This is a genomic window from Sulfurimonas sp., from assembly GCF_016744025.1.
Lineage (GTDB): Bacteria > Campylobacterota > Campylobacteria > Campylobacterales > Sulfurimonadaceae > Sulfurimonas.
The window spans coordinates 1-16,746 of sequence record NZ_JADGFC010000013.1; the positions used below are offsets into that span (position 1 = coordinate 1).

25 protein-coding genes are annotated in these 16,746 nt (G+C 31.2%); 5 read left to right on the forward strand and 20 right to left on the reverse strand.

The window, feature by feature from the left end:
• Nucleotides 1-202 precede the first annotated feature (202 nt).
• Genes QZZ48_RS03485 through QZZ48_RS03495 form a run of 3 tightly spaced genes read right to left on the reverse strand, consistent with a single transcriptional unit; the run spans nt 203 to nt 1,573 of the window.
• On the reverse strand, nt 203-733 hold the full coding sequence (locus QZZ48_RS03485; protein ID WP_294962005.1) for a hypothetical protein: 531 nt from the start codon (nt 731-733) through the stop codon (nt 203-205).
• Nucleotide 734: 1 nt separating this feature from the next.
• The gene (locus tag QZZ48_RS03490; RefSeq protein ID WP_294962007.1) at nt 735-1,385 is read right to left on the reverse strand and encodes a S24 family peptidase; all 651 of its coding nucleotides are present in this window, start codon (nt 1,383-1,385) and stop codon (nt 735-737) included.
• Nucleotides 1,385-1,573, reverse strand: coding sequence for a hypothetical protein (locus tag QZZ48_RS03495; RefSeq protein WP_294962009.1), 189 nt, complete (start codon nt 1,571-1,573; stop codon nt 1,385-1,387). The genes QZZ48_RS03490 and QZZ48_RS03495 overlap by 1 nt, the downstream gene beginning before the upstream one ends.
• A 107-nt stretch (nt 1,574-1,680) precedes the next feature.
• Between QZZ48_RS03495 and QZZ48_RS03500 the strand changes: the two genes are divergently transcribed.
• Nucleotides 1,681-2,250, forward strand: coding sequence for a hypothetical protein (locus QZZ48_RS03500; RefSeq protein WP_294962011.1), 570 nt, complete (start codon nt 1,681-1,683; stop codon nt 2,248-2,250).
• Nucleotides 2,251-2,279: 29 nt separating this feature from the next.
• Here QZZ48_RS03500 and QZZ48_RS03505 read toward each other — a convergent pair whose 3' ends face one another.
• The 17 genes from QZZ48_RS03505 to QZZ48_RS03585 all read right to left on the reverse strand — a co-directional run bounded on the left by QZZ48_RS03505 (nt 2,280) and on the right by QZZ48_RS03585 (nt 13,989).
• Complete coding sequence (locus QZZ48_RS03505; RefSeq protein WP_294962013.1) at nt 2,280-3,062, reverse strand: DNA adenine methylase; 783 nt, start codon at nt 3,060-3,062, stop codon at nt 2,280-2,282.
• 95 nt (nt 3,063-3,157) lie between these two features.
• The gene (locus QZZ48_RS03510; RefSeq protein WP_294962015.1) at nt 3,158-4,099 is read right to left on the reverse strand and encodes a contractile injection system protein, VgrG/Pvc8 family; all 942 of its coding nucleotides are present in this window, start codon (nt 4,097-4,099) and stop codon (nt 3,158-3,160) included.
• 1 nt (nt 4,100) lies between these two features.
• A complete protein-coding gene (locus QZZ48_RS03515) occupies nt 4,101-4,301 on the reverse strand; it encodes a tail protein X (RefSeq protein ID WP_294962017.1) in 201 nt (66 codons plus the stop codon).
• Nucleotides 4,298-4,663, reverse strand: coding sequence for a phage tail protein (locus tag QZZ48_RS03520; RefSeq protein WP_294962019.1), 366 nt, complete (start codon nt 4,661-4,663; stop codon nt 4,298-4,300). Before QZZ48_RS03520 ends, QZZ48_RS03515 begins: the two co-directional genes overlap by 4 nt.
• Nucleotides 4,664-6,472, reverse strand: coding sequence for a phage tail tape measure protein (locus QZZ48_RS03525; RefSeq protein ID WP_294962021.1), 1,809 nt, complete (start codon nt 6,470-6,472; stop codon nt 4,664-4,666).
• 160 nt (nt 6,473-6,632) lie between these two features.
• On the reverse strand, nt 6,633-6,884 hold the full coding sequence (locus QZZ48_RS03530) for a phage tail assembly protein (RefSeq protein WP_294962023.1): 252 nt from the start codon (nt 6,882-6,884) through the stop codon (nt 6,633-6,635).
• Between the two features lie 2 nt (nt 6,885-6,886).
• The gene (locus QZZ48_RS03535) at nt 6,887-7,378 is read right to left on the reverse strand and encodes a phage major tail tube protein (protein ID WP_294962025.1); all 492 of its coding nucleotides are present in this window, start codon (nt 7,376-7,378) and stop codon (nt 6,887-6,889) included.
• A gap of 4 nt (nt 7,379-7,382) precedes the next feature.
• Nucleotides 7,383-8,549, reverse strand: a complete 1,167-nt coding sequence (locus tag QZZ48_RS03540) for a hypothetical protein (RefSeq protein WP_294962028.1) — start codon at nt 8,547-8,549, stop codon at nt 7,383-7,385.
• A gap of 42 nt (nt 8,550-8,591) precedes the next feature.
• A complete protein-coding gene (locus tag QZZ48_RS03545; protein WP_294962030.1) occupies nt 8,592-8,936 on the reverse strand; it encodes a hypothetical protein in 345 nt (114 codons plus the stop codon).
• Nucleotides 8,933-9,340 carry a DUF1353 domain-containing protein gene (locus QZZ48_RS03550; protein ID WP_294962032.1) on the reverse strand — a complete coding sequence of 136 codons (408 nt, stop codon included), beginning with the start codon at nt 9,338-9,340 and terminating at the stop codon, nt 8,933-8,935. Before QZZ48_RS03550 ends, QZZ48_RS03545 begins: the two co-directional genes overlap by 4 nt.
• Nucleotides 9,330-9,992: a hypothetical protein gene (locus QZZ48_RS03555; RefSeq protein ID WP_294962034.1), complete on the reverse strand. Its 663-nt coding sequence runs from the start codon at nt 9,990-9,992 to the stop codon at nt 9,330-9,332. Before QZZ48_RS03555 ends, QZZ48_RS03550 begins: the two co-directional genes overlap by 11 nt.
• A gap of 11 nt (nt 9,993-10,003) precedes the next feature.
• Complete coding sequence (locus QZZ48_RS03560) at nt 10,004-11,005, reverse strand: phage tail protein (protein WP_294962036.1); 1,002 nt, start codon at nt 11,003-11,005, stop codon at nt 10,004-10,006.
• Nucleotides 11,006-11,008: 3 nt separating this feature from the next.
• Nucleotides 11,009-11,617 carry a phage tail protein gene (locus QZZ48_RS03565; RefSeq protein WP_294962038.1) on the reverse strand — a complete coding sequence of 203 codons (609 nt, stop codon included), beginning with the start codon at nt 11,615-11,617 and terminating at the stop codon, nt 11,009-11,011.
• The gene (locus QZZ48_RS03570) at nt 11,614-12,714 is read right to left on the reverse strand and encodes a baseplate J/gp47 family protein (protein WP_294962040.1); all 1,101 of its coding nucleotides are present in this window, start codon (nt 12,712-12,714) and stop codon (nt 11,614-11,616) included. The genes QZZ48_RS03565 and QZZ48_RS03570 overlap by 4 nt, the downstream gene beginning before the upstream one ends.
• Entirely contained in the window at nt 12,714-13,064 is a 351-nt protein-coding gene (locus QZZ48_RS03575) for a baseplate assembly protein (protein WP_294962042.1), read from the reverse strand. Before QZZ48_RS03575 ends, QZZ48_RS03570 begins: the two co-directional genes overlap by 1 nt.
• The gene (locus QZZ48_RS03580; RefSeq protein ID WP_294962044.1) at nt 13,061-13,732 is read right to left on the reverse strand and encodes a phage baseplate assembly protein V; all 672 of its coding nucleotides are present in this window, start codon (nt 13,730-13,732) and stop codon (nt 13,061-13,063) included. The genes QZZ48_RS03575 and QZZ48_RS03580 overlap by 4 nt, the downstream gene beginning before the upstream one ends.
• Entirely contained in the window at nt 13,729-13,989 is a 261-nt protein-coding gene (locus tag QZZ48_RS03585; protein ID WP_294962046.1) for a hypothetical protein, read from the reverse strand. Before QZZ48_RS03585 ends, QZZ48_RS03580 begins: the two co-directional genes overlap by 4 nt.
• Before the next feature lie 177 nt (nt 13,990-14,166).
• Between QZZ48_RS03585 and QZZ48_RS03590 the strand changes: the two genes are divergently transcribed.
• From QZZ48_RS03590 to QZZ48_RS03605, 4 genes are read left to right on the forward strand one after another with little or no spacing between them, the layout of a single operon-like run.
• A complete protein-coding gene (locus tag QZZ48_RS03590) occupies nt 14,167-14,583 on the forward strand; it encodes a hypothetical protein (RefSeq protein WP_294962048.1) in 417 nt (138 codons plus the stop codon).
• A gap of 12 nt (nt 14,584-14,595) precedes the next feature.
• Entirely contained in the window at nt 14,596-15,405 is an 810-nt protein-coding gene (locus tag QZZ48_RS03595; protein WP_294962050.1) for a phage protease, read from the forward strand.
• On the forward strand, nt 15,398-15,733 hold the full coding sequence (locus tag QZZ48_RS03600) for a hypothetical protein (RefSeq protein WP_294962052.1): 336 nt from the start codon (nt 15,398-15,400) through the stop codon (nt 15,731-15,733). The genes QZZ48_RS03595 and QZZ48_RS03600 overlap by 8 nt, the downstream gene beginning before the upstream one ends.
• A gap of 9 nt (nt 15,734-15,742) precedes the next feature.
• Nucleotides 15,743-16,723 carry a major capsid protein gene (locus QZZ48_RS03605; RefSeq protein ID WP_294962054.1) on the forward strand — a complete coding sequence of 327 codons (981 nt, stop codon included), beginning with the start codon at nt 15,743-15,745 and terminating at the stop codon, nt 16,721-16,723.
• Nucleotides 16,724-16,746: the final 23 nt, after the last annotated feature.

Consider the following 16,746-nt stretch of genomic DNA (forward strand, 5'->3'; position numbering starts at 1 on the left):
AAATTATATCATTTGCTACTTTGTTTTTTACCATTAGTATAGTTCTGATTTTATTTCCTCATTTGATTTTTTCTATTGCTTTTTGGTTTTCAGTTATGTGTCAAAACGCTTATGAAATGTTAATTAGTTGCTTATGAAATGTTAGTGTGTATAAAAACCAATGATAAAGAGCCTTATATACTCACTTTTTAAAAGAAAATAATTATTTGTTTTCTAGTTCTTTCTTCTTTTTAAGAATACTACTTATTATACTTTTTCCTGCTTTAGCTTTAAATGTTTTGTTAATATTAGTAGTAGCAATTATTTGTAACGTATCAATATCATGCTTCATGGCAAATTTTGCCATATTTTCAATCCAGTTTAGTTTGTTACCGATAAAAGATATATCGATATTTATATCTTCATTTTCCAAGATAGTTTTTGGTACATTATCTATAGTTGAGCCATTTGTATTTTGAAGTAAAGTTATTTTCTTTTTTCCTTTACCTATTGTCCACCCTATATTGTTTATTTTTATTGGTCTTGTTCCTATATTTACAATATGAATTAAGCACACTTCCTTATGCCCTGACTCATTAGAAGAAAGAAGAGAATTTGTTTCAGCACTAATCTTTAACTTTACTCTATTATTGCTACTAGCCAACCAAAGAGATGTAATTACAGCTCCAACAGTGCCTATAGCTGCAATCCAAGTACCTATCACACTTAATATATTTAACGTTGTTACTTCCATTTTAAACCTTTAAAAATACTCCACAAACTCTACCAATAATATGAACCTCATTTACATGTAAATATATGTCTTTGTATAACTTATTGGAAGACTTCAGGATGATTTTATCATTTTTTAACTCAATATTTTTTAAAAATAAACCATTATTTGTATTTATTGCAAATATTCCATCTTTTGTGATATTTATTTGATTCTTATCTATAAATACTAGACTATCATCCCTTATATCAGGCTCCATACTTTCACCAAAACTCTTTAACACCTCTGTATATTTATAGCTGCTATTTATATGATCTAAAATAGTTTTATCAATAATTAAAGGTATTGGTTCACACTCATAATTAAAAGAGCCTCCTCCTGTTGATGCAAGTATATTATTTTGATATTTAACTATAATATAATTAGAAGTTGAATCAATAAGAGACTCTGGTAACTGGTTGAAGAAGAACCAGTTTATAGATATATTTCTTTTAGCTAAAAAACTCATAATCTCATAGTATGGAATGCTGTGATTCCTAGTTTTTTGTTTTCTAAAGTTATCATAATCTATTCCAAGAGATAAAGCTATATCTTTATCAAATATTTTTTTATTTCCTAACTCTTTAGAAAGTATATTTTTTAGTTTTTCTATTATGTCTTTGTAGTTTAGCATTACTTTATAGAACTTGGTATATTTTTATATGCATAGCATTCTCTAGTAAGTATATAGCATTTTTTATTTGTATAAATATATTCTGAATCAAAGTAGTCACAATTGCCACATTCCATGTATATTTTTTTTAAAAACTTTTTCTCGTTAGGATTTTCCTTTATATAATCATAAATATTGGCTTTTTTCATATTATTGCTCCTTAAACATTGAGTTATTTTATAGTAAAACTCATCATAATTTTGTTAAAAATATTTACTTATGATAATATTACGTAAAATTTATAAGAAGGAAGCAAGTGAAAAAAACATTTTTATCATTAGTGGCAGTATCGTTAGTTTTTACAGGTTGTGTAACAAAACAAGCCAATATAGAAAGAGAAATTCTTGAAAAAGATTTAATTAAATATGATAATAGTAAACATGTTATTGGGAATAAAAACAGTGCTATTAAGACGTTAGTTTATACAGAAAATATAGAAGGTAAAGATGATAAAAAAATAATTTTTTATATTGACAAATTACCATATACAGCAAAATTTAATCTTTGTGAAGATAAGAAAGCATATCGTGATTTTGAATCGGTTGTAACAAATAAAAAAACAGGTGCAAAAGCACCAGTATATTTTACAAGTAAAGTTGATTGTGCTAGTTCTATTATTATCTCAAAGTATAAAGACAATTTTGAAGCAGTAATAAATTTTAAAATGCTTAATGGTTTTAGAGTTGCAAAAATAGGTGATTTTGACAAACTATTACCATATAAAACACATTTTGAAGTATCTTCTTTATTGTTAAAAAATAATATAGAAAAACAAATACTTTCAAGAGGTATTAATGAGTTTACATATTTTCAATTTTTAAAATAATTATATTTGATGAGGCACGAAAAGTGCCTCTAATAATTCGTTATAAACACCTCTTTAACACTCTTATTCTTTTTATGTACATTCTTACCAAGCGTATATTCAATCTCCTTAGTAGTACTAATATTAAAGCCTTTGTACAGTTCTCTCACAAGTTCACAATCGTTATAACTAAGTAGAAACTTACCTTTACATGTAGATAATAGATCAGCTAAAAGCTCATGCTCTTTTACTCCAAATCCCCCTGTATTTTTATAATAACTTTCTGTACTTACATATGGAGGATCTAAATATAAAAAAGAGTCTGGTTTATCATAAAGTTTTATTAGCTCTTCAAAACTTTTGTTTTCTATAGTTACACCTTTAAGCCTTCTAGACCACTTTGCATATGACTTATATATATCCTTTGGCTTTCTACCACTTTTGGCACTCATAGCGAAGTTGTCACCTTTGCTACCAAATGATTGCGTTAGTCTATACAAATAGAAAGCAGCTGCTTCAATTTTGTTTCTTGGTTTTAACCTGTTACGTTTGATATTATCAAATAATTCTCTTGATATGAGTAATTGATTTAGATAATAAGAGAGTGTTTGAGGGTTAGTTCTAATGCAACGATGAAGATTTATAAGCTCTGAGTTTATGTCATTTACTACTTCAAATTTTGAGGGTTCTTTTGCATAAAGTACACTAAGTGCTCCTCCAAAAACTTCTATATATGTTGTATGATTTTGAGGAATTAGATCAATGATATCCTTAGCAAGTTTAGATTTGCCACCTATCCACCCAAATGGGGCTTTTAACTTTGTTGACTGCATTTGTTTTTCCTTGTACCAAAAAGTCACTTTTTTAAAGAAAAAGTAATTTATTAGATAAAATTTTATTGCAGTCAACTTGGGAGAGGTGGCTGTGTCTAGTTTTCTATTTCTATATCTATATTCCAACCGCTTGAATCAAGCTTATGATTAACACTTTTTATGAGATACTCTCCATCATCTTCTATAGTTCCTTTTAAGTCTAAGATTCCTCCAGCATATAAAACAAAACCATAAGAACTAATTGAGCCTAATTTTGTACCAGCATTTGCTTTTTGGAGCGAAGCAGTTGCTTTTAGTCTTGCATCAGCTTCATTTTCAAAACTATCTTTTATAACCTTTATAGGCTCACCAAAACCTACTGTTATACTCTTTTGTTTGTTCTCTTTAGTATCTCTCCATAGAGCTTTACATGAGTTATATAGAGTTTTATTTATGTTTTGAATACTGATAGTCGAATTTTCATTTACTTCTAAAGTGAACCTTGGTAAAGAGGTGCTTTTTTTGTTGTCCTTTATCTTTTTTTTAAAAACTATTTTTTGATTTTTTATTGAAAAAAGAGCATGATACTCATCAGCTAATCTTTTTAAAAAGTGTAAATCACTCTCACTGGTCTGCTCTACATGTAAAACAAATATATCCTCAAAATCACTTACTACTTCAAGCTCATGTCTTAATGCTATCATTTGAACTATCTTTTTTATAGATATACTCTCATAACTAAGACTTCTTTTGATCTTCAAGTTTTTAGAAAAATCAGTTGCAGTTGCTTTTACTTCTATACACCTACTATTCCCATCTTTGTAAGTAGAACTTTGTACTTTAAATATTCCACAAAAGAAGAGACCATTCTCTTGGGTACCTAACCAAAGTTTTAGCTCATCCTCATACTTTGGTTTTTTGAAACTTCCCTCTATAGTTAAACTTATCTCATCACTTAGATCACCAGCTTCATCTTTAAAGGTAATGCTTGAACTATTAAGATTAATGTTGTCTGTTACATCTTTGTTATTGGCTAAGAGTTTAAATATTGGTTTCATTTCAATCCCAAAGTGCTGGGGTAGTTTTTTCTTTTGTAGGTACCTCTACTTCACTAAGTTCCACTTCATCTCCAGCTTCTAAAAAGAGTTTTTCATTCAAGTGTGAATTTTCTTGAATAACTAATTCCAAGTTTTCTAAACTACCATAGTGAGCGAAAATAAGCTCATCAAGTCTTTGTTTACTTGTTACGACTACTTTCATGAGTACCACCTTTTTAGTGTAATAGTGAATCCCTGTTTGATGAATTCACCACTTTTTAAAAAGATACTCATATCTCTTTTTATATTTACTATAACTACATTTATACTAGTTGCATTCACAAAAGATAAAACAACTGGTTCTTGTTTATTTCCTATTTCTATTAGATTATTAAAGCTATCAACTTTTTTTAAAATCAGAGTGCCACTAAATGTAAAACTTTCATTTGATTTCCCAACAGCTTGAAGTTTTGCATGATTGCCTATGCGTTTGCTCTCGCTCCAGTCATAATTTACCTCATGACTTATAGTATCAAACTGAGTTTTATTCATTTGAAATTTAAAATTACCTATCATCCCAAGCATTTATTCATCCTCATATTGTCTATTCCTTTGATTATGTTCATGCTCTTTTATAGCTTTTATTACATCTACATTATTTGTAGGACTAGTAACTACTATATGATAAGTAGGTGTATTGTGAATCACTTTTGAACTACCTTGATTACTTCTATTATTGTTATAAATAAGCTGATTAGAATTTGATATATTAGATGATAGAACATCCTTTTGTATGTTTTCTATACTTGTGTTATTTGCTTTAGAGCTAACAGGTTTTACAGTCGCACTAATATCTCCACCAAGTCCAAAAAATGAACTAATAGAACTAATTATCTCTGTAACTGCTCCTATTTTTGACTCAAGCCAGTTTAGTACAGGTTCAGCTGCTGTACCAATTCCATCCCATAGATTTATGAAGAACTCACTTATTGGTTCCCAATTATCATAAATAAGATATGCTGCAGTTGCTATTGCAGTTACTGCAAGTCCTATTGGATTGGTTAAAAATGCAGAGCTTACAACTTTTATGGCAGTGCCTAAAAACCCAAATGAACCTGTAAGCAAACCAATACCTCCAGATAAAAAAGGCATTGCCATACCAACTGCTCCAACAACAACACCTACAGAACCAAGAACTGTTAAAAGACCACCAATAACCGCTATTCCTGTAAATATAGTAGAAGATAACTCTTCATTCTCTTCCATCCAGCTTGAAACACTTTTTACAACCCCACCAATAGTTTCACTAAGAGAGAGTGCCAAAGGAGCAAATGCACCACCTATTAAAGTAGATACATTATTCATCTGTTGACCTAGTATCACAAACTCTTTACCTTTATTTCTAGCTTTTGCCATTGCTTTTACATTATTCATCGTGGCATTTTCTAACTCTTTTTGAGATTTTGTTAAATCATAAGTTTTATCAACTAAAGCATTTACTATTTTTACAGCCTCACCAGATCCAAAAGCATCTTTAATCTCTTTTTGAGCAGCTAAAGTACCTAACCCATCACCATATTTATCTTTTATTTTTTGTAACACCTGAACCATGGGCAACATTTTACCTTCACTATCAGTGAAGCTAAGACCTAGTTTATCTTGTGCTGAACTTGCACCATCCAAAAATGCACGATAACCAGTTGCTGCTTCACTTGCGGTTTTAAAAGCACCTTTTGCATTACCAATTATTGATAATTCTTCACTAAGCGATACACCCATTTTTTTAGCTTGAGCCCCTATATTAGAGATTCCCAAAGTTAAATCACCTCCATCAGTTCTAAATGCTAGTGTTGCTCGGGCTATTTGTGCGGACATTCTCTCTCCAAATTCAAAATCATCTTCATTGGCATTTTTAAAAATACCATAACCTAATGCAAATAATTCAGTCATTTCTCCAGTAGTAGATTTTGTAGCGGAAGCAGTTAAAGCTGATAGCTTTGTAAACTTAGCTACACCCTCATCAGTAAGACTAGATATACCACTTTTTATATCGTATGAAGCTTTTATAAATTCAGGAGCAGTAGTACCAGCGAACTCGTTTGAAAACTCTCTTGCACTTTTAGTTATAGCTTTTATTCCACTATCGTCAATGCCTAAAGACGCTATATCACCTTGAGCTGCTGCTAAGTTTTGATAATCATTTAGTGCACTTTTTAGTGGGGCTGTAATAGCCAAACCAAGTGCAAGTGAAGCAGTTCCAAGTTTAGTTATATTAGCACTTACAGAGCCTATTTTACTATCAAGCTTATCAAGATTTGATGAAGATGAAGCAAGAATAGGAGAGAGTTTATCAGTGGCACTAAGTATAATTCCTAATGTAAGTAATGTACTCATCTGCTCTCCTTTCTTGGCATAAAATAGGCTTTTTCAAGCTCTAAAGCTTCTTTGAAATACTCTTTTAATTCATGAAGATACATATTTAATTGTTCGTTTCTTCCAAAATGCAGCCAATGACCTATCTTGGAAGTAACTTTGATAATATCTTCAGGATAAATTACAAAAAAGCTTTTAACTCTTTTTGCATTTGCATCAACTCTTTTGCTCCAAATTCATCCATCTCCTCAGTTGACGCATTAAGTGAACATAAATTTGATACAAGCGTATAATCTCTTATAACTGGATCCTCTATATATGAAACTGCTCTTAAATCTTTGGCTTTTGGTACTCTCATGGTTACTTCACTTAACTCTTTTCCACCTACTATAATTGGCTCTTCAAATACAATTTTTTTATTAATTCTTGACATTTTCAACTCCCTACTATGTTTCTGACTTCAGCCAGTAGATCTTTACCAGCAATTTCACATTTCAAATTTTCATGATCAATATCTACTACAACTTTGTTGTTGATTTCATGAGTATAAACCTTCAGCCCTTTTTGAGTTATCTTTACATCTAAAAACTCTCCAGCTTTTGCTTCACCATATTCAAGGTCAAATGCACCTTTACATGTAAACTCTAAACTCTCTGTTTTATCTGCAGTTTTTATTGCCTTTTTTAAAATAATTTCAGCATTATCTAACTTTGCAAGTTCTGCATATATTGCAGTGGGTAAAGCTTTAAAAGTGATACTTGTATCTAAACTTTCAACAGCTCCATAAGTAACACTTCTCTCTCCAACAGCAGTGTTTTGAGTTAGTCTCTTTTGTTTTATTGCTGGAGATGTAAAACTCTCAGCAATTCCTATGCTTCCTATACCATTTATAAAAGCATTAACTTCTGCTATTACACTTCTATTCATAATCCTATGCCTCCTCTATAATTTTATAAACTAATGGTGCATATCTATCAACTCTATTGAAAGTTACGCAAATCAACTTTGGGCTTGGCATTTCTTGAGAGTCAATTACAAAGTAAAATTCACCTGCAGTAATCCTTTCAGGTGTTGTGCGTTTAATATCAAGAAAGATATTAAATCCAAGCATCACTTCATCTCCAATAAGACCATTCATAAAACCTCTTAAAGATTTTTTAGCAGCACTTAAAGCAGCCAAGTCTTTATCAACTGCCCAAAATATTCCTTCTAAAACAGCAGCTGCTGCTAAATCAAAGATTCTAACTCTTCTTGCATCTTGCCAAATAGGATCAGCATCAGTTGTAGCATACTCCCAAGTTCTAATTCCCTTATACGAGATAAAACTAGTAATCTGTTTTTCTGTTAGTGGATCAGTCTCATCTAAAGCTCCAGCATAAAATTCACTTGGAGATTTTACACTACTAACAGGCAAGACTCTATTTGATATAGATTTGGAATAACCAGTTTTACCCTCGCCATCTACATATACTCTAAGCCAAGCTAATATTACACCACTGTCATAATAATCTGTTTTAGACTCAGTTGTGTTCCAGAGTCCCAAAGATGTTTTTACTAGAGTAACTCTATCACTTCCAAATGCTTCTCTTCTTGTAATAGCATCACCATTGTCATTTGCATCCAAATCTATAAAAGTTCTTGCTTTTAAAGAGTTACAAACAGAGATAACTGCATTTGCTATATCTGTATCTCCTATGGCATGATCAGCAACTGTTATAATATCAGGCTTAAAACCAATAGCACTCTGTGTGGAACTTGCAAGATTTATACTTCCTGCAGCACTTTTTAAAGCATTTGTAGCATTGATGATATTTGTTTTAGTTGCTGCATCATCAGTACCCTCATTTGCTACACTTAGGATAGTTGGAACAATGCAAGGAAACTGATCAACTCCTACGTTAAGATACTTAATCATATTCCCTGTAGTATGTGCTTTTATAAGATCACTTTCAATGGCTGCTTTAGGACTATCAAAATAGTAAAGTCCAGCTTGTATATTACTTGTTACAACAAGAGCTATGGGTAGTGTTGATGTGACACTTATGGGTCTAGCACTATCACTTTTTATTTCTGTTACGATACCTCTTTTAATACTCACTTGGTCTCCTTTTTACTCTGTTTTACCACGTACAATAAAAATCTATTCGGTTTTTGTAGAATTTATATCTACAGTTAAAGGCTTTTTTGCTTTTAGGTACGCTTCCCATTCAATCATAAATTCATCTGTGACTGCGTCTACTTTTGCATTGTATTTTTCCATAGCTGTTTTTTTTGTGACGGCACCTCTTAACATGTCGTAACCAGTGGCAACTCTATCTACATTTTTAAGTGATTCCATAGTTTTTTCACTTATCAAGTCTTTATTTTGTTTGACTACTTCTTTACTGCCTTTGTAAACTGCTTTACCTACATCATAAACCCCATCAGTGGCACAACCACTAAACCCAATCAAGGCAATAATTACCATTAAAAATATTTTCTTCATCTAATTTCCTTTTTGTCATTTTTTCTATAATTGTTATAAGCTACATGCCCACCTATTCTTAAACCCTCTCTAATCCCAACTCTTCTCCACCACCAAACACTTGTAACGTTACATGATTCTTTTAAGACATCATCACAAATATCTTGTGGATGTTTTCCCTCTCTATACATTTTGTCGTGAATTATAAAAGGAAATGAAGCTTTTCCATCTTTAGGAATGATGTTTTGGAATATCTGAGGAATAGAACCTAAATCAGTTTTAAATCCAACTTCTACAACTATCTCTTCATCTAATATTTCAGAGTAATAAGTAAGCGTTTGCTGGAGAGTTCGAATTTCTCCCTCGATTGGAAGTTCTATTAGAAGTGTTTCTTGTTTAAAGTGTGATTTCATATTAGTTGCCATGCCAAATCTCCCCCATGTTTATCATTCCAGCTCGTAATGCCTGAACTATACTTTCAACCATAACTTTATGTGATTTATTGTCAGCTCCAGTCCAATCAATAGTTTGAGTTTTATAAGTAACTTCATAAGCACTAGCAGGAGTTTCACCGACTGATACTCTATAGTTATATTCTGCATTTGCAAGTGATACTATACGGTTCATTCTGTCCATGCTTTTTTCATCTGTATCGTAAAGAATAGTATGCACTTCTGATGTGCTTTTAGAAATTAGTAAATTTTTGTTTTGTTTTGTTTTTTCTAATTCTTTCTCTTTTTTTAAAACTAGATTCTCCGTCCAAATTAATCCATCCCATTTATCAAACTCTTTTGGTTTTAACAGAGTAAAACCCTCCTTAATTGCTCCTAAATAATTAATTTCTAGTGCTTGTTTATTAAGAGTTGAATAAGCAGTTTTACCTCTGTTGTCTTCTACATGTTCCCACTTATTTAATTCAATATTAAAACAAATTGTAAAACCATCTTTACTAGCAATAATTTTTTCTATAGTTGCATTTGATGGAATTAAATACTTTCCTTTTTCAAGAGGATTTGCACTTGCATTTGTTTGAGATAAAAACTCTTGTGTTTTTTTATCATAATTATATATTTTCATTTTATATATCCTTAATATTTAATACAATGCATAATCGCGATGTTTCTTGGTCGTGTTTCTGCTCCAGTTCTTGGTTCTCCATTAATACCATCAGATATAATCGTTAATAAAGTTCCGTTAAGTGTTCTGGTTGTATCATAAATTCCGCCGTCGCTATCAGCTTGAGATTTTATACCGCCTTGCGAATTTCCTATTGTATGTCCTTGAAATTGGTCTCTTTGCGTTGTACCTATATCTCTACCTATATCAACACCTCTTCCATTATCCCAACCTCTAATAAATTCACCTCTTAAATCAGGAATTTTGAAAGTAGTTAAGCCATCTCCTACACCATAAACCTCTCCTATTACAGCAAATAATTTTGCATAAGCAGTTCTTGAGATTAAGGCCCCGTTACATTCTAAAAAGCCATTTGGCACACTAGCACTAGAAAAAGGTAGAACAAATCCTGTAAGGACTCCTTCTATAATTAAATTTCCACCACCAAGTAAACTGCCACCATTAACAGTTTTTATATTTGTTCCACTTATTAAGTTTGGTTGTCTAGTATTTAATCCCTCATTGACAAATTCACGAGTTGCTAAAACGATTGATGGATCTATTTGCAGAGTAACTGAATCAACACTAGATACTTCAAAAATCATTTTGATAAATATATCCTTTGCGACATTATCTGCCATTACTGGCTTAAACGTTTCAGGATAGTTTCCAACTGCAATTAAATCTCCATCCGCATCATATATACCAACTTCTCTTACCCAAAAGTTTCCCTCGTTCGATGGTATATATCCAACTGCTACTATCCAGTTAGCATTATTTTCATCTACTTTTAGATCATTCAAATCTGTTCTATAAACCTCATTTACTAAAGTAGTTTGATTTGCGTTTGGCATAGGCACAGTTCCATTACCATCACCTATGGCAATTTGTGTTAATTTTATAGTTGTTTTATTAGCTGTTGCAGTTGCTATTTTGTTAGCACCTACTTGCGTCAATAGTGTTAAATACTGCATATTTTAAGCTCCTTTTGGTTTTAGCACTATGCTTTCTATCATGTAAAAAGTAAGTGCTATATTCTCTTTTAAACTCATATTTATATCTTCTATCACTTGTGGTAGTATGGTTACATCCTCACTACTTTGTGTAGTACAAGCATTACTCATCAACCCACTGCTTTTCATATTTATAGTTATGCCACTTAAGTGGGTACTAACTCTTTTTGCATAATCTATAAGTCTTATAGTTTTATTTAAGTTAGCCTCAGTCACTGGTTTTTTATTTGCTTCAATTATTATTTTATAAGTACCGGGTACTCCACTATGTTTATTCCAAGGTTCTACTTTTATGTCTTTACCATATATTGCTTCAGAAGCTTTTTTGACTGCATAAGATGTACCTATATATTTTTTAATTTCTCTTGCGTTTTGAAGGTATGTTCTTGCTTCATTTTCATCAAGACCAGCAATATTTATATCAAGGCTTAAAGCTAAATGTTCTAGTAATAATATGTCACACTCAAGAGGATTTACACTCACTTTTTTTACATTAAATTTTGATAAAGTAATTTCTCCAACTTTTTCTACATCTCTTTGTTCTTTATTTTCTCTTAGAGGAATTATGCTCATAAATTTGCCTCTTGAACACTTATATTAATAGCAGTTATATCTATATATTCATCTGCTAAAACAGATATATCGGTATTGGTACCAAGAACTACTTTATATACACCACTTATGTGCATTTTTGATATTATTGAGCTATATGGCAAACTCTCACCTATTTTAAATTTATTATTAAAATTTTTATTTATAAGAGTTATGATTTCTTTTTGCTTTAATAGATCAAAAAGATCTATAGTTGCACTAAGTGTTACCTCTTTAGATTTAGCAGCTTTTACAGTTACCTCGTCACAAAAAGCTTGAACTTTACTCTCTCCAGTTAATGCAGTGTTTACATTAGCTACTACTTCACTTTTATTCTTATGAGCTAAAACTATTACATCTACTTTCATGGGCTCTGGTGAAATAACTTCTACATCAAATACTCTCTCATCAGAACTGTAAGCAAAAAACTTATAAGCATCTTTTCCTCCAGCAGTTGAGTACCTATTAAGAGATAAAATAGCTCTTTTGAAAAAATCCTCATCACTTTCAACATCACTACCACCACTAAAATTTTCCAAAGCTTTTGGTGTTAGAATGTAAGGAAACGGTGATATAACTATTTCTGTTTTAATGCTAGAGCTTTTAACTTTTAAGTTAAGTTGAACTTTACCAGTTGCTTCTAACTCTCCTGCTAATATAGTTATATTTTCATCAACGTACGAACTTTGATTTTTCACATCACTAAGTTCCAGTCCTTTTGGAATTATAATATCTACACTTAAAACACTCTCTAGTTCAAACTTATATGTAGCTTTAGGCTCAGCGCCCTCAAGTCTAAGTTCACCACCATAAAATCCAAAAACAAAATTATCTAAATTCTCTTTTGAACTATAATGAGGTAACATCTCTTTTATTGCTTGATTAAACATATTTCTAAGAAACATCTCTTTATAAGAAAATGCTTCAATTTGCATCATGTTGGCATCACTCTCAATTGGAATCCACTCAGGATTAATGCTCTTCATCAAATCAACATTTTCTTGTATAATTTCTTCTATACTTATAGTTGTAAATATCGTAGGTTCAGGTAGGTTTGTAATCAATTCTTTTAACTCCATTAGAAACCTCCCATTAATGTTTCAACACTATATTTGTCAAAATCTATACTGGTATAAACTTCATTTTTAGTTGCATTAAGTTTTGTTATATTTACTCCACTTGGATTTAGTCTTTTATCCCAAGGAATATGATTTTCATCATAAAAAGCTTCTAAAGTAAATTTTTTAAACTTTAATCTCCACTCATCATCCATATTCCCATCAATCAGCGTGTAAAGCTCACTTCCAAAATAAGGTCTCACAACTCGTGAACCTAGATTTGTTGAAAGTATCCTATTGAAACTTTCTTGTTCAGAAGCACTAAAAAACTTTGTATTTGAGCTTGAGTTTAAATATATGCTTTTCATCATCTTGGCTGTGCTGTAGCACCATCACTACAAGAGTGAGAATGATCAGTCACATTTCCTTTTTCATCAAATATTTTCTTTTTTGTTTTAATATCACAATTAAATTCAGCAGCTACAGCTCCATCAGCTGATGGTTGAACTTTCATACCGCCATTAGCACTAAATAAATCCGTTACTGTTAGAGTTCCTTTTACAAGTGTTGTTGATTCTATGGTTGTGTTATCTGCTTTCACATAAACAGTAGTTGCTTTTATATTCGCATCAACACAAAATATATTAATAGTTTTTACTGCATCTATTTTTAATACGTTTGCTTTAGTGTCATATGTGAGTTTAGTACCATCTTTAAATTCAATTACAGCAGTATTCTCATTTGCTTCACTTGGCTCTTTACAGCCTCTATTAAAAATGGAGCGAAGTATAAAACCACGATTTGCATTACCAAAAGGACTTAAAACTAAAACCTGCTCATTAACTCTTAAAGGTATAAAAATCCTAGCAAATGAGTTAGCTAGAGAGATAACTGGTAAAAATGCAGTTACTCTTTTTTCATCTCCATCTTCATCAAGTATTACTCTAGCTAAGGCTTTACCATCTTTGCTTTTTGTTTGAGATATAGTTCCAATTTGAACTATATTGTTTAGTTTTCTTAGTATTTCTGAGAGCTTCATTTTCTTAACAACTCTAAAATGGAATCATTCTGTTTTTTTAGATCTGCTAAAGAGTTATCAATATGCTTCATCTGATTTACATATAATTCTTTAGCAACAAATATTTTTCTAGCCTTATCCTCGGTAATTACATTTTTAAAGGTATCTTCTATTCTTTTAATTTTTGTTACATTCTGTTTAGTCATAAAAGTATTGGTTGCAAAACCAGAGACAAGAACAATAAAACCACTTATAAGTTGCCATAAACTAATAGTCATTTGTATCTCCATATTTGCTTTCCTCACATAACTTTTTTTAATAAACGTATTTTATTTAAAGAGCACAGAAACAATAAAGACAAGCAATTCAGAGATTAATTTCTGAGAATAACTTCGCTAGATTGATACCTATCATAAGACCTATAATTCAGCTAAATTAAAATTATGAGGTTATAAATGATTGGTGATTTTAAAGCGGCACTTATATTGGAATTAGACAAAGATGAGTTAAATGCAGAGACTTATTTTGGAGAGTTAGCTGATCCTAAAAACTTTAAAGTAAATTTAAAAGCATCACCACTTATTCTAGTTGATTACGTAGGGGATAAACCAGTTAATCCTCTAAAAAAAGAGCATAAGTTTAACCTATATATAACTCACATTTCATACTCAAAAAACAAAAAAACAAGAATTTCCAAACACAATGAAATTTATGATCTATTAAAAGACATAGATAAGAAAGTTGCTCTAAAAAGCTTTGTTGGTTCAGAACCTATTGTAGTTGGAAAGTCAGAAAAAATATATGATTCAGTTGTAAGTGCAGGGTATTTAACTGTTTTTACAAAAGAAATTAGTGTTGTATTAGACAATTAAAAGGAGAATTATATGAATAAAACACTTATTGCATGTAATATTTTATTTGCTTTGGGTAAAACCCAAGATAATAATAAATTATATGATTTAAAAATAGCAGTTACAGGAGAGTGGAAAGGTCATGCAAATGGACCATTTAAATTAACACTTGAAGACTTAGAACAAATTAAAACTAATTTTGAGAATATGGGCATTGATATTGTTGCAGATTTTGAACATGCTTCACTTTGGGATAATAAAGCTCCAGCAACAGGTTGGATAAAAGAGTTATTTATAAAAGGTGAAGAGTTATGGGCAAAAGTTAAGTGGTTAGACGATGCACTAGAACTTATTCAAAGTGAAAAGTATAAATATATTTCACCTGTACTAGATCAAAGAACCATAGATCAAGTTACCGGTGATGATATAGGTTGGAGTCTACACTCTGTGGCATTAACTAATCGCCCTTTTTTTGAAGAGCTTGGTGAAGTGATAGCAAATAAAAAAAATCATAATAAGGAGAAAATAGATATGGATCCAAAAGATAAGAAAAAAATGGATGATCTTGAAGCTGAGAACAAAGATCTAAAAAAAGATAAAGAGGCTAATGAAGCCAAAAGAGTAGAGGGAGAAGTAGATGCTGCAATTGCAGCAAAAAAAGTTCACCCTGATCAAAAAGCTGATTTACTAGCATTTGGAAAAACAAATAAAGAGGGTTTAACTAATTTTCTTGATAAAGCAAAAAAGATAGTTGAAAAACCTGAAGGTGACATGTTTGTAAATAACAAACAAGGTGGTGAACAACTTGATGTACTTAAATTAGGAGGAATTGATAATGGGTGAACTTACAGGCTCTAGTATAAAAAACATCTCTGTAAAAAGACAAAGCGATGTGGTGATTAAAAAGACTTTAGCAGTATATGCAACAGTAAATGTTGAAGCAGATACCATTTTAAAACCTGGACAAGTTTTGATTACAATTGATGGTGGTGACACATTTACAGTTCCTGCTGATAATGCAGCAGAGCCAAATGGTATTTTGTGTGAAAATATTAGTAAGACTGGTAAAAGTGAAGTTCTAGTTGTAGGAATTGTTAGAGAAAAACATCTTGATTCTTATGTTGCAGATTATAAATTACATCTGTTTGCAAATAAAATTATTTTAAAGTAGAGGTAAAAAATGAACATTTTAGAAATTATGAAACTATGGACTTTATCAACTATGCTTAAAGCCATTGAACAAACCAAAGAAGCAAGTACTTTTGTTTATGATAGATATTTTAAAACAAAAGCAGAAGGTATTTTAGGTCAAACAGCAGAACTTAAAATAAAAAAAGGTGCTGGGATTGTTCTAAAAACCATTGCTCCTGGTGCGGATAGATTAGTTAAAGATATGGGTGATGTCTTTCTTTTAACAATTAAACTCCCCCGCTTTGGTTTAAGCGATCAAATTCTTGCTCATGAAATAAATGAATTTGAGAGTTTAGAAGGTAAGGCAAAAGTAGAATCAGTTAGTCAAAAAATTGCTAAGATTTTAAAAGAGCATAAAAATGACTATATGACAACTATTGAATATATGTGTACTGGTGCTTTGTTTGGTAGAGTTGTTGATGGAGAGGGCAAAATACTTTTAGAGTTCAATACAACTGCTCCAAAAGTAGAGTTTAAAAATAAAGAAATTACTAAAGTTCTTAATGAAATAGATGATGCTCTTGTAGATGAGTTAGGTAAAGAAGTACCTTATGAAGTACTAGCTTCAAGAACGTTTTTAAATAGATTAGCAGCAAAGGCTTTGGCAGCTGATTTATTTAAGTCAAACGAGGCGAAATGGGTTAAACAAGCTGACAATAAAAGAGTATTAGAAATACAAGGTACCACTTTTATTCCATACAATCCATCTTTTAAAGATGAAAATGGAAATAAAAAGCAGTACATTTTAGATGGAGAAGCGATTGTGATTCCGACAAGTGAAGATGTTTTCCATTTTATATATGGTAGAGCAGATCATACAGAGGCTTTAAAATCAGCACCAAAACTTTTCTTTGCAGCAGCACCTGAAAAGTTAGGCAAAGGTAAAGGTTGGGGAATTGAAACAGAAACAAAACCACTGCCTTATTGTGTTCGTCCAGGAGCATTAATAAAACTGAAATTTAGTGCATAACGTAAAAGGGCTTTTAAGCCCTT